This window comes from Tahibacter soli, assembly GCF_025717065.2.
Lineage (GTDB): Bacteria > Pseudomonadota > Gammaproteobacteria > Xanthomonadales > Rhodanobacteraceae > Tahibacter > Tahibacter soli.
The window spans coordinates 228,685-240,719 of the sequence record NZ_JAOVZO020000020.1; the positions used below are offsets into that span (position 1 = coordinate 228,685).

Genomic DNA, 12,035 nt, shown 5'->3' on the forward strand with positions numbered 1-12,035 from the left:
ATCCTGACCGGAGCCGCGCAAGGCGCCTTGAGGCATCGTAGCGGATCGGGTCGGAAATTGCCCGCAGCGCAGCAAGCGCCGCGAGGGTTTCCGGTCGCGCACGGCAACAAACAACCGCTGGGGAGACCGCAAGTCTTCCCGGTTCATAGAGACAAAAAGCGCTCCCGCTTCGTCGTGAGAGACGCGCAACCAGGACGGCGCCGGACCGGCGCATCGCGCCACCGTCGTCCGCCGATCGGATTTTTCCGGTCTTTCCGCACGCAGCTCTTCGCCGCGTGCCGCAGGGTCACCTGCGAGGTATGCGCCTGTCGCGCCGTCCGCGGTAGAGCGCATCAAGGACTACGAAATGAAGCGTATGTTGATCAACGCAACTCAGCGTGAGGAGTTGCGTGTGGCCATCGTCGACGGCCAGTCGCTGTTCGACCTCGATATCGAGATTCCGTCGAAGGAACAGAAAAAGGCCAACATCTACAAGGGCCGCATCACCCGCGTCGAACCTTCGCTGGAAGCCTGCTTCGTCGAATACGGCGGCGAGCGCCACGGCTTCCTCCCGCTCAAGGAAATCGCGCGCGAATTCTTCACCCCGGGCGTCGACCACAATCGCGCCGGCATCCGCGAACTGCTCAAGGAAGGCCAGGACGTCATCGTCCAGGTCGAAAAAGAAGAGCGCGGCAACAAGGGCGCGGCGCTGACGACGTTCATCTCGCTCGCCGGCCGCTACATGGTGCTGATGCCGAACAACCCGCGCGCCGGCGGCGTGTCGCGCCGCATCGAAGGCGAAGACCGCGCGAACCTCAAAGAGGTGCTCGACCACCTGAAGTGCCCGGACGACATGGGCCTCATCATCCGCACCGCCGGCATGGGCCGCGACGCGGAAGAACTGCAGTGGGACCTCGACTATCTCCTGCAGCTGTGGAAGGCGATCTCGGAAGCCGCGACCTCGCGCCCGGGACCGTTCCTGATCTACCAGGAATCGAAACTCATCATCCGCGCGCTGCGCGACTACCTGCGCAACGACATCGGCGAAATCCTCATCGACCACGAGGATCTCTACTCCGACGCGCGCGACTTCATGCAGCAGGTGATGCCGAACAACCTGCGCAAGCTCAAGCTCTACCGCGACACGACGCCGCTGTTCTCGCGCTTCCAGATCGAAACGCAGATCGAAAACGCGTTCGAGCGCAACGTGCGTCTGCCGTCGGGCGGCTCGATCGTGATCGACCAGACCGAAGCGCTGACCGCGATCGACATCAACTCGGCGAAAGCGACGAAGGGCGGCGACATCGAGGAAACCGCGTTCAACACGAACCGCGAGGCGGCGATCGAGATCGCGCGCCAGCTGCGCATTCGCGACGCCGGCGGCCTGATCGTCATCGACTTCATCGACATGGACAGCCCCAAGCACCAGCGCGAAGTCGAGGAAACGCTCAAGGACGCGCTCAAGCTCGACCGCGCGCGCGTGCAGCTCGGCCGCATTTCGCGCTTCGGCCTCATGGAAATGTCGCGCCAGCGCCTGCGCCCGAGCCTGGGCGAATCGACCCAGATCGTCTGCCCGCGCTGCACCGGCCACGGCCGCATCCGCAGCGTCGAGTCGCTGTCGCTGTCCGCGCTGCGCCTCGTCGAAGAACACGCGATGAAGGACAACACCGGCCAGGTGCTGGTGCAGGCGCCCTCGACGGTCGCCAACTACCTGCTCAACGAAAAGCGCCGCCAGGTCAGCGAGATCGAACAGCGTCACGACGTGGCGGTGATCATCGTCGCCGACGAGAAGCTCGAAACGCCGCATCTTGAAATCCAGCGCCTGAAGGCCGCCGACATCGGCGACAACCAGCGGCCGAGCTACGACCGCCTGACGCCGATCGTCACGACGCCGCCGCCGCAGGTGGCGCAGCCGAGCGCCGAACCGGAACGGCCGGCCGTGAGCCGCGTCGTGCCGGCGAGCCCGGCGCCGCTGCGTCCCGAATCCGAGCAGGACGACGACGAAGCGCCGAAGCCGGCAGCGGCGCCGCGCAAGGCCGCGGCGACGGCGCCGCGCGCTCCTGCGCCGGGCTTCTTCGAACGCATGTTGTCGTGGTTCCGCAAGCCGGCGCACCCGCCGGTCGCGGCGCCGCAGCCCGCCAAGCCCGAGCCCCGCCCGGCCGGCGGTGGCCGCAACGAACAGCGCGACCAGCGCGGTCGTCCGGGCCGCGACGGCCGCGGCGATCGCGACAACCGTGGCCGCGACCAGCAGCGCGGCGGTCGCGACGGCAAGCCGCGCGACGATGCGCAGAAACCGCGCGACGGCGCGCAGCAGCAGGGCAAGCCGCAGCAGCAACAGCGCCCGCCGCAGGAACCGCGTCCGCCGAAGCCCGAACGCCCGCAGTCCGAGCGTCGCCCGCAAGGCGACAAGCCGCAGACCGACAAGCCGCAGGGCGAGCAGCGCCAGCCGCGTCCGGATCGCCAGGGCGAGCCGCGCGGCGACCAGCGCATGACGACCCCGCCGCCGCCGTCCGCCGAACGTCCGGCGAAGCCGACGCCGGTACCGCCGTCCGCCGCGCCGGTCGCACCGGCGGCCGCCGCCGAAACGGCACCGGTCGCAAAGATTCCGGGCACCGATGCCGGTGCCATCGCCGCAGCCGCCGATGCGAGCGTCGCCGCCGCGAAGCCGGCCGTGCCGGCAACGAGCACCGACGGTGCGCCGGTCACCGATGAGGCGCGCGAAGGCAGCCGTCGTCGCCGCGGTCGTCGCGGCGGCCGCCGCCGTCGCCGCAACGAGGGCGGTGTCGAATCCGCCGACGGCGTGAACGCCGATCTCGATATCGATTTCGACGACGAGGAAGGCGAAGGCGACAACGACGCGGCGAGCGGCGGCAAGCCCGCGCAGACGGCCGCAGCGCCGAAGCCGGTTGAAGCCGTGACGCCGGCCGCGCCGAAGCCGGTCGAGGCCGCGACGCCGGCCGCTGCGCCGGTCGCACCGAAGCCGGTCGAGGCCGTGACGCCGGCCGCTGCGCCGATCGCGCCGAAGCCGGTTGAAGCCGCTACGCCGGTCGCCGCGCCGATCGCGCCGAAGCCGGTTGAAGCCGCGACGCCGGTCGCCGCGCCGGTCGCACCGAAGCCGGTCGAGGCCGCGACGCCGGTCGCCGCGCCGATCGCGCCGAAGCCGGTCGAGACCGCGACGCCGGCCGCTGCGCCGGTCGCACCGAAGCCGGTCGAGGCCGCGACGCCGGTCGCGCCGAAGCCGGTCGAAGCCGCGACGCCGGCCGCCGCGCCGATCGCCCCGAAGCCGGTCGAAGCCGCGACGCCGGCCGCCGCGCCGATCGCGCCGAAGCCGGTCGAAGCCGTGACGCCGGTCGCTGCGCCGGTCGCCTCGAAGCCGGTCGAAGCCGCGACGCCGGCCGCCGCGCCGATCGCGCCGAAGCCGGCCGAAGCCGCGACGCCGGCCGCCGCGCCGATCGCCCCGAAGCCGGTCGAAGCCGCGACGCCGGCCGCTGCGCCGATCGCACCGAAGCCGGTCGAAGCCGCGACGCCGGTCGCTGCGCCAATCGCGCCGAAGCCGGTCGAAGCCGTGACGCCGGTCGCTGCGCCAATCGCGCCGAAGCCGGTCGAAGCCGCGACGCCGGTCGCTGCGCCGAAGCCCGTCGAAGCCGCGACGCCGGTCGCTGCGCCGATCGCGCCGAAGCCGGTCGAAGCCGCGACGCCGGAACCGAAGCCGTCCGACGCCGCCGAATCGCGCGGTCCGACCGCAAGTCAGCTCTCGTTGACGATGCCGGAACCGAAGCCCGCGCCGGCCGCTGCGCCGTCTCCGACGGTCCAGGCGCCGGCCGCCGCGCCGACGCCGGCCGCCAAGCCGGTGTCCGCGCCGATCGAAAACTTCGAGGCGCCGCCGCACGGCACGAGCATCCGCCAGGCCGTGCATTCGGCGCTGCACACGCCGCCCGCAACGCCGGTGCCGGCCGAGAAGCCGGCAGCGAAGCCCGAGGCCGACGCGCCGCCGGCACCGACCGACGGCGAGCCGAAGTAAGACGCGACCGCGACCGGCTTCGAACCGAGCCGGTCGTCGCGTCTTGAGATTCCGGAAAGTTCTGACCGAACGCGGCGCCGTATGCGCCGCGTTCGTCGTTTCAGGGGCTTCGTTTGCGACGCGCCGACTGGTGGCCTGCAACAGACAAATCGAAAGTAGCTCGCTCGTCCTGGCCGCGCATGACTTGCTGCTCACTCAGCCAATAGCTTGTGCTCGGCTTCGCTCCGCAGCGGCGTCCTGCACGATGCGTCCTTCGCGATCCCTCTTCCGATTTGTCGGTTGCAGACCACTAGCCATTCAATCGCGCGGCTTGCGCTGCGTACCGTTCGCGGTTTCGCATGCGCTGCCCGGGTCGAGCAGTCCGTGTAATTGTGCAAGATGTGCCAATGCAACGACGTTGTCGATATCGAGCTTCGCGAAGATGTTCGCCTTGTGCGTCGAAATCGTCTTGTTGCTGATGCGCAGGTGGCGTCCGGTCGTCAGCGCGTCGTCGCCCTGTGCGAAGCGTATCGCGACCTCGAGCTCGCGCTTGCTCAACGCATCGAACGGCGAACCGCCGGTGCCGGTAACCGCCTCCATCGCCAGCTGCTGCGCGATCGACGCGGCGAGATAGCGCCGGCCGTCGGCGACCTGCCGTATCCCCTGCAACAGTTCGTCGTCGGAACAGGCCTTGGTCACGTAGCCTGCCGCTCCGGCTTCGAGCAGACGGCGCGGAAACGGCGAATCGCCGGCGACGGTCACGATGACGATGCGCGTACGCAGGTCGGCCTTGCGCGCGCGCTCGGTCACCTCGATGCCAGTGAGGCACGGCATGTGCAGGTCGAGCAGCGCAACGTCGGGTTCGAGCTTCTTGAGCAGCGCGAGCCCCGCCTCGCCGTCGCCCGCTTCGCCGACGATCTCGAAGCCGCCGGCCTTCTCCAGAATCAGGCGCAGACCCGTACGCATCATCGCGTGGTCGTCGATCAGTGCCACCGAAATCACGTCGTTACCTCCAGACCCCTCGCGCCACGCTACGTAACAGGTGTTACGAAGGCAACAAGATTTGCCAGGAGCGAGCGTACGGTACGGCGCAGTCCTCAACCAAATCCACGGTCGCATAGGGCGCGCATGGAGCGGCGACGATCACTGCGTTATCCTTGCCAGCTGCTGCGGAGCGCAGATTCAGGTTCCGGCGAATGCCAACTCGCTGTAGTCGTGCGATTCGCTAGCATTGGTCGAGCGCGACGCGTGCAGATGCGGTTGCAACGGAGAGATGGCCGAGCGGTTTAAGGCAGCAGTCTTGGGACTGCCGTGGGTTCATGCCCACCGTGGGTTCGATTGATTCGTCGGGAAAGAATCAAGACGGCCGCAGGGCCGGCCCCTCGCGCAGCGAGGGGTGAGGCCCAGGGATGGGCCGAACAATCCCACCGGCAACGGTTGCGTCGAGTTCGAAAGCGGATGCGGTTACAACGGAGAGATGGCCGAGCGGTTTAAGGCAGCAGTCTTGAAAACTGCCGTGGGTTCATGCCCACCGTGGGTTCGATTGATTCGTCGGGAACGAATCAAGACGGCCGCAGGGCCGGCCCCTCGCGCAGCGAGGGGTGAGGCCCAGGGATGGGCCGAACAATCCCACCGGCAACGGTTGCGTCGAGTTCGAAAGCGGATGCGGTTACAACGGAGAGATGGCCGAGCGGTTTAAGGCAGCAGTCTTGAAAACTGCCGTGGGTTCATGCCCACCGTGGGTTCGAATCCCACTCTCTCCGCCACCTTGTTTGAGTGCAGCCCAAGTCCCCGAAGAGCTTGAGAAGTCCAGGGGCACGGGCGATTCCAAAGCCCCGATTTTTGCTCTAGAGCAACCTCGCGAAAAGGCAAGCTCAAGGACCCATGACAATCCTGACTGTCCTCAGCGCAAACCGCTTCCTGCTGCTCCGCCGGACGATCGTCTGCGTCCTTGCCGGACTGCTGATCGTCTATCACTGCACCGTCCTCTACGATCTTTATCTGGGCGTCGGCAACCATGACGGGCTGTACGACAGGACAGCGAACGGCACGCCAAAATCCTACGAGTACATCCAGTCGGCGCTCCGCTTCGTCATCATCGCCGGCCTGACGCTGGTCGCGTGCGGCATCCGCCGCGCCCTATGGGTGATGTGGGCGGGCATCGGCGCACTGGTTGCAACCCACTACTGGGCGCATTTTGGCGACATCCCCGTCGCCTTTACCGCAGGGCGTCATCCGCTGTCCTACCTGAAAGGCTTCATTTTTCCGACGGTCATCACGCTGTTGACGCTGCTGCCATCCCGGCCGACCGGCAGCCGTTAATGCGGCGCTTTCTGAACCGAGCCGCCCCGATACCACCGCTGAGCGATGCGGGCGGCGCATCGATGAAGTCGCTTCATCCCACGATCAAAGCCATCGGGCTCGCGCAATGATCGACCCTCGTTCGCACGGCTTGAATCCCGTGCGTGGTCGTGCACCTGCGCTACCACGCTTTCGGCCTTGAGAGTCGGGCGCCCTACCTCCCGCCCGCTTCCCCGAACACCAACGCCTGATGCACCGCCGCCCCGGCCAGCACCCCGTCGGCCGAGGCGAACGTCGCATTGTGCATCGGCCGCGCGATGTCGCCCGCCGCGTACACGCCCGCGACGCTCGTCATCCGCATCGCGTCTGTGCGGATCACCGGGCCGAACGGCCCGTCCTCGAGCTCGCAGCCGAGCTGCCCGGCAATCGCACTGCGCAGGCGCGTGCGCGGCGCGAGATACAACGCCGCGATCTCGACGAAGCGTCCGTCGGCGAGTCGCACGCCCGCCAGATCCGGCGCCTCGCCTTCAAGGCCGACGATCGGCGCCGCTTCGATCGCTACCTTGCGCGCAGCCAGCCGTGCGCGCGTCTCGTCGTCCGGCAGCGCACCGCCGTGGAGAAAGAATGTCGTCGGTCCCCATTCGGGAATCAGCGCGGCCTGATGCGCCGAGGCCGCCAGAACGCTCAGCACGCCGAGCGGACGATCGAGAAACTCGTAGCCGTGGCAATACGGGCAATGCAGCACCGATTTGCCCCAGCGCTCCCGGATGCCGGGGATATCGGGCAAGCCGTCGTCGAGGCCGAACGCGAGCACGAGTTTCTTCGCCGGCAACGCATCGCCGCCGGCCGTCGCGACGACGAAGCCGTCGCGGTCGGCGCTCGCGGCTGTCGCCTCGGCGTCGACGAACCGCACGCTCGGATACGCGGCGACCTTCTCGCGCGCGTTCGCGATCATCTCGCGGGGTGGCATGCCGTCCTGGCCGAAGAAGCCGTGCGACGCCGCGGCAAACCGGTTGCGCGGCGTGCCGGTATCGAGCACGCACACCGAGCGGTTCGCACGCGCGAGCTGCATTGCCGCCGAGAGGCCGGCATAGCTGCCGCCGACCACGATTGCGTCATAGCGCATGCGTCTGTTCCTCGATCGTCTGGCCGCGCTCGGCGAGGCGGCGATTGAAGTCGGCGGACAACGCGGCCAGCGTCACGGCCGCGAGGTGGGACTGGAAAATCGTCTCGGCCTCGCGAAAAGCGCCGTCGAGCGCGCGGTTGACCGATTGTTCGACGAGGCAATGCGGCATCTGCGTGCGATGACTCATCGCCACGAGCGTCGGCTCGCCGACCGCCTTGTAGATATCGGCCAGCGTGACCGTCGCCGGATCGCAGGCGACCGCCCAGCCGCCGCCGTGACCCTTCGCCGACGTGACGAAGCCCTGGTCGCGCAGGCCGGCCATCACTCGCCGCACGACGACGGGATTGGTTCCCATCACCCGCGCGAGCTGCTCGGAGGTCGCCGGCGCCTTCATGCCGAGCATGTGCAGCAGGACGTGCAGGACGCCTGAAAGTTTGCTGTCGCGTTTCATGGAACTAATTATGTTGCATGAAATCGAAATTGCAAGGGCTCATGCGACCGGCGCTGCATCGCGCGACGGTCTTGCCATGCGGGTCGCTTGCACGAACGGACTCGGCAGCGCTTTTTTTATTGATAAATAGCTGACAATTTCTACACATGACGGTTCGCCCGCCCGCGTTCGCCTGGCGCGTACGTCGACGCTTCGGTTTCGCCGAGCCGCCGTCATGTATTTGCCATGATCGCCTACGCGAACCTCTCCGGCGATTCGCCGATCGTCGCCTACCGCTGCGGCGCCGACTACATCGACGTCGCGTTTCGCGATGCCGGCGTCTACCGCTATACCCGCGCGAGTGCCGGCGCACACCGCGTCGCCGCAATGAAACGCCTGGCGGCGGCCGGACGCGGACTGGCCGCGTTTATCGCCCGAGAGGCGCACGACCGCTACGCCGAAAAGCGGGACTGAACGCGCCGCGTCCGCGAAACGTCGCTAGGTCGATGCGCCGATTACAGCTGTAACTTCATACAGTCCTTACAGCTGTAACGTACACTCCTGTACAAGTTTTTTTTGCGATGATAGATTCGATGCACATCTCGGAGCTGGTTCAACGCCGCAGACGAAGGAACTTTGCATCGCCGCGCACGGCGATGCGGAGCGGTTCGAGACGCTTTCGACCCGTGCCTTGAGTCGGCGTCACCGACCAGACGGGGGGCACTGATGCAAAAACGGAAAATCGCCGTGGTCGGCCTCGGCGACGATGCAACTCACGCGTTCCAGTCGATGCTCAAAATCCTCGACGGACGAGCCGCCGCTGCGTGGGAACTGTCTACACCGGAACGGGCCGAAGTGCTGATGGCCGGCGCCCATTCCAACGAACCGGCAATCGCGCATTGGGCGCGCACCGACAAGCCGATGATCGCCGTCTACGAGGGCGGCTCGGTCCGACCCGTCGGCACGCATACGCTGTGTCATCCGTTTCGCGTGATGCAACTGCTCGGCGTGCTCGACGACATCGAACGCGCGCTCGTGACGCCTGTGCGCACAGCGCCGCCGGTCGAGCAGTTGCACCCGGGCTGGGCATTCGCCGAATCGCTGCGACGCCTCACGCGCTGCACCGCGACGGGCCGGCTGTACGCGAGCGCCAGCGCGTTCGGAACGCTGTTCGTCAAGGACGACCTCTCGGCCTACTTCATCGGCGCGGATCTATGGCCGCAGTTCACGCAGCGCCACGTCGAACTGTCGGCGCTGGAAGGCACGGCCGAGCGGGCGCCGGAAGGCCACGCGCGCCGGCCGGTACTGGAACTGGCGTGGTTCAGCGGCCTGAACGGGCCTGCCGGCCTCGCACCGTGGCTCGATCGCCGCGCCGGCCACCGCCTGCGCCGTTGGCCGGATTTCGGCCTCGTGCGCGGCACGCGCGACCAGTTGGCGCTGTCGGCGGCGTTGTCGCAAAACGCACTCACGCTCGAACAGCTCGCGCAGACGACGCGACAGCCGCAAGCGCAGGTCGAGCGGTTTCTCAACGCCTGCTCCATGGCGGGCATCCTCGCGAGCGCGATCGACGCGACGGCGCCGGCGCCGGTCGCTCCGCCGCCGTCGCGTTTCGGCAATCTGATACGCGGACTGCGCCAGCGCCTGGGATTGTCCGAATGAGCGGCGCCGACAGCGAATTCAAAATCGTCTTCACCGGGCCGATGGGCGTCGGCAAGACGACCGCGATCGCGGCAATCAGCGACGAAGCGCCGGTGTCGACCGACGTGTTCAACACCGACCGCGAAGCCTTCGACAAGGCGCTCACGACCGCCGGTCTCGACTACGGCCACATCGCACTCGACGACGGCACCGCGGTGCGCCTGTACGGAACGCCGGGCCAGGCGCGCTTCCGCTTCATGTGGGACATCCTGGGCCTGAACGCGGCCGGGGTGATCGTATTGATCGATGCGTCGCAGTCGGACGCGCTCGTCCAGCTCGATCACTTCGTCGACGCGTTCGGCAGCGGCAAACGTACGCCGATCGTGATCGGCGTCGGCCGTCTCGATCACGCCGGCGCGCCGCCGCTCGACGCGTTCTCGCAGCGGCTGGAAACGCGCGGCCTGACGCTGCCGGTGTTCGGCGTCGACGTGCGCCGCCGGCCCGACGTGCTGCTGCTGGTCGACACCCTCCTGTGCCTCATCGAAACCGCCGACCCGACGAGACTCACCGCATGAGCGCAGCGCCGCGTTTCGGAAAAGTCGCCACCGGAGTGGCGCAGAAGCAGCTCGAAGCCTTCGGCCAGTCGACGCCCGGCGTCGTCTCGGCGGTGCTGCTGTCCGCCGACGGGTTCGAAGTCGCTTCGCTGCAGGTCGGCAAGAGCGGCGCCGAACGGCTCGCGGCGATGGGCAGCTCGCTCGGCGCGATCGGCTCTGCTATCGCCAAGGAAGCCGGCATCGTCGAATGCAATCGCATGATCATCGAGGCCGACAGCGGCACGGTCGTGATCATGCACGTGCCCGACGCGAAACCGCCGATGTCGCTCGCAATCGTCGCGAACGGCGCGTCGGTGCTCGGGCAGCTCCTGTGGGCCGCGCGCAACTGCTGCAGCGCAATCGGACGTGCCTTTCGCGAATAGAACGAGCCCGGGCGTCGCACCGCGCCCGGGTTCGCGCAGCATCGACCGGTGCGCCGTTTCCTACGAAGGAGAAGTCCCGTGGCCAATATCAACGAAAGCCTTGCGAACCTGCTGCAGGCCGACGGCGCGCTGTGCGCGGCGCTCGTCGACGCGAACAGCGGCATGACGCTCGGACGCATCGGCAGCGGTCTGGATCTCGATCTCGCGGCGGCCGGCAATACCGAGGTCGTACGCGCGAAGATGAAGACGATGAAGAGCCTCGGGCTCGCCGACAGCATCGAAGACATCCTCATCACGCTCGGCAAGCAATATCACATCATTCGCCCGATCGCCGCCAAGCCGGGATTGTTCCTTTATCTCGTTCTGGACAAGGCGAAATCGAATCTCGCGCTCGCGCGGCGCAACTGTCAGGACGCCGAGGCGTCGCTGGTCGTCTGAATCCCGCGACCGTCCGGCACCACCGACCACACGCTGCAGGCTTCGCTGTCGCGCATGCGGCGCGCGGTCGCTCGCGCCAGCGACGACCGCGCGCCGCGACGCGAACGCGGCAAGACAGGTAACTGCCGGAGGTCCGCGGCTCGTCCGCACGATCACCAGCGATAGCGCGCGGTCGCGCTGACCTGGCGCTCGTAGCCGTAGTAGCACCACGTATTGCTGTTGCAGACCGACACGTAATTCCTTGTCGAGCAGGTTGCTCGCGTTGAGCTGCAGGCGCCAGCGTTCGAGGTCGTAGTGCAGCGCGGCGTCGAAGAGCGTGTAGCCCGGCGTCTCCCACTGGTTGTAGATGTCGCCGAAATGGCGACCGACGTAGCGCACGCCGCCGCCGAAGCCGAATCCGGCGAGCGCGCCTTGCGTCAACGTGTAGTCGAAGCCGGCCGACGCCTGCTGCCGCGGCACCAGCGCCACCTTCTTGCCGAGCGACGGCAGGTCGGTGGTGCGGGTCACTTCCGAATCGGTGTACGTGTACGCGCCGTAGACCGACAGGCCCGGCCCCAGGTTCCAGCGCCCTTCGAGCTCGATGCCCGACAGCTTCGTCTCGCCCCGCTGCACCTGGTGCAGCGTGTGGCTCGGGTCGATCGTCTTGGAATTTTTCTGCGTGATTTCAAACGCCGCGAGTGTGACGAGCCCGTCGGCGCCGGCCGGCTGGAACTTGACGCCGGCCTCGACCCGGTCGCCCGTCGCCGGTTCGAACGGCCGGCCGGCGAAGTCGCTGCCGACGGTCGGCTGGAACGACTGCGAGTACGACGCGTACGGCGCGAAACCGCTGTCGAACAGATAGCTCACGCCGACGCGGCCGGAGGCCTCGTCGTCGGACTGCGACGCGCTCGTGCGCGCGATGAGATCGTCGGTGTCGGTATCGACCCGGTCCTTGCGCACGCCGAGCATCACGATCCGGCGATCGATCGAAAGCTGATCCTGCGCGTAGACGCCGAGCTGCTTCTGCACCTGGTCGGTGTGGCTCGTGTACGCGGGTATCGTCACCGGCGTGCCGTACACCGGATCGAAAGAGCGCGGCGCGCGCGGTTCGGCGTCGGAACATCGGAGGGCCTCTGGCAATGGCGGTTCGTGCGCGGCTTTCCCGCAC

Annotated in this window: 10 protein-coding genes, 1 tRNA gene and 1 pseudogene; 8 read left to right on the forward strand and 4 right to left on the reverse strand. The window is 67.7% G+C overall.

The genetic code is table 11. From position 1 onward, the window contains the following. Positions 1-346 precede the first annotated feature (346 nt). On the forward strand, positions 347-4,000 hold the full coding sequence (locus tag OD750_RS21935; protein WP_263544227.1) for an Rne/Rng family ribonuclease: 3,654 nt from the start codon (positions 347-349) through the stop codon (positions 3,998-4,000). Positions 4,001-4,297: 297 nt separating this feature from the next. Here the strand turns inward: OD750_RS21935 and OD750_RS21940 are convergent, their stop codons facing one another. Beyond that, positions 4,298-4,981: a response regulator gene (locus tag OD750_RS21940; RefSeq protein ID WP_263544228.1), complete on the reverse strand. Its 684-nt coding sequence runs from the start codon at positions 4,979-4,981 to the stop codon at positions 4,298-4,300. 674 nt (positions 4,982-5,655) lie between these two features. Between OD750_RS21940 and OD750_RS21945 the strand changes: the two genes are divergently transcribed. Beyond that, positions 5,656-5,745 (forward strand) — tRNA-Ser (locus OD750_RS21945). A gap of 118 nt (positions 5,746-5,863) precedes the next feature. Continuing rightward, complete coding sequence (locus OD750_RS21950; protein WP_263544229.1) at positions 5,864-6,301, forward strand: hypothetical protein; 438 nt, start codon at positions 5,864-5,866, stop codon at positions 6,299-6,301. Between the two features lie 193 nt (positions 6,302-6,494). Here the strand turns inward: OD750_RS21950 and OD750_RS21955 are convergent, their stop codons facing one another. After that, positions 6,495-7,406: an NAD(P)/FAD-dependent oxidoreductase gene (locus OD750_RS21955; protein WP_263544230.1), complete on the reverse strand. Its 912-nt coding sequence runs from the start codon at positions 7,404-7,406 to the stop codon at positions 6,495-6,497. Continuing rightward, complete coding sequence (locus OD750_RS21960; RefSeq protein WP_263544231.1) at positions 7,396-7,857, reverse strand: Rrf2 family transcriptional regulator; 462 nt, start codon at positions 7,855-7,857, stop codon at positions 7,396-7,398. The genes OD750_RS21955 and OD750_RS21960 overlap by 11 nt, the downstream gene beginning before the upstream one ends. Before the next feature lie 225 nt (positions 7,858-8,082). On the opposite strand from OD750_RS21960, the gene OD750_RS21965 reads away from it, so the two are divergent. The 5 genes from OD750_RS21965 (at position 8,083) to OD750_RS21985 (ending at position 10,888) form a co-directional block, all read left to right on the forward strand. After that, positions 8,083-8,310 (forward strand): hypothetical protein, encoded by a 228-nt coding sequence (locus tag OD750_RS21965; protein WP_263544232.1) that lies wholly within the window; start codon positions 8,083-8,085, stop codon positions 8,308-8,310. A gap of 252 nt (positions 8,311-8,562) precedes the next feature. Continuing rightward, on the forward strand, positions 8,563-9,495 hold the full coding sequence (locus tag OD750_RS21970) for a hypothetical protein (protein WP_263544233.1): 933 nt from the start codon (positions 8,563-8,565) through the stop codon (positions 9,493-9,495). Beyond that, complete coding sequence (locus OD750_RS21975) at positions 9,492-10,049, forward strand: GTP-binding protein (RefSeq protein ID WP_263544234.1); 558 nt, start codon at positions 9,492-9,494, stop codon at positions 10,047-10,049. The genes OD750_RS21970 and OD750_RS21975 overlap by 4 nt, the downstream gene beginning before the upstream one ends. Next, positions 10,046-10,450: a roadblock/LC7 domain-containing protein gene (locus OD750_RS21980; RefSeq protein WP_263544235.1), complete on the forward strand. Its 405-nt coding sequence runs from the start codon at positions 10,046-10,048 to the stop codon at positions 10,448-10,450. Before OD750_RS21975 ends, OD750_RS21980 begins: the two co-directional genes overlap by 4 nt. A 78-nt stretch (positions 10,451-10,528) precedes the next feature. Then, positions 10,529-10,888, forward strand: coding sequence for a hypothetical protein (locus tag OD750_RS21985; RefSeq protein ID WP_425508265.1), 360 nt, complete (start codon positions 10,529-10,531; stop codon positions 10,886-10,888). Positions 10,889-11,197: 309 nt separating this feature from the next. On the opposite strand, the pseudogene OD750_RS21990 reads toward OD750_RS21985, so the two are convergent. Continuing rightward, positions 11,198-11,947: pseudogene (locus tag OD750_RS21990) on the reverse strand (TonB-dependent siderophore receptor); the annotation flags it as partial. Positions 11,948-12,035 lie beyond the last annotated feature (88 nt).

Coding starts and splice junctions, on each gene's coding strand:
- OD750_RS21935 (WP_263544227.1), top strand. CDS start 347: ATGAAGCGTATGTTGATCAACGCAACTCAGCGTGAGGAGTTGCGTGTG.
- OD750_RS21950 (WP_263544229.1), top strand. CDS start 5,864: ATGACAATCCTGACTGTCCTCAGCGCAAACCGCTTCCTGCTGCTCCGC.
- OD750_RS21955 (WP_263544230.1), bottom strand. CDS start 7,406: ATGCGCTATGACGCAATCGTGGTCGGCGGCAGCTATGCCGGCCTCTCG.
- OD750_RS21960 (WP_263544231.1), bottom strand. CDS start 7,857: ATGAAACGCGACAGCAAACTTTCAGGCGTCCTGCACGTCCTGCTGCAC.
- OD750_RS21965 (WP_263544232.1), top strand. CDS start 8,083: ATGATCGCCTACGCGAACCTCTCCGGCGATTCGCCGATCGTCGCCTAC.
- OD750_RS21970 (WP_263544233.1), top strand. CDS start 8,563: ATGCAAAAACGGAAAATCGCCGTGGTCGGCCTCGGCGACGATGCAACT.
- OD750_RS21975 (WP_263544234.1), top strand. CDS start 9,492: ATGAGCGGCGCCGACAGCGAATTCAAAATCGTCTTCACCGGGCCGATG.
- OD750_RS21980 (WP_263544235.1), top strand. CDS start 10,046: ATGAGCGCAGCGCCGCGTTTCGGAAAAGTCGCCACCGGAGTGGCGCAG.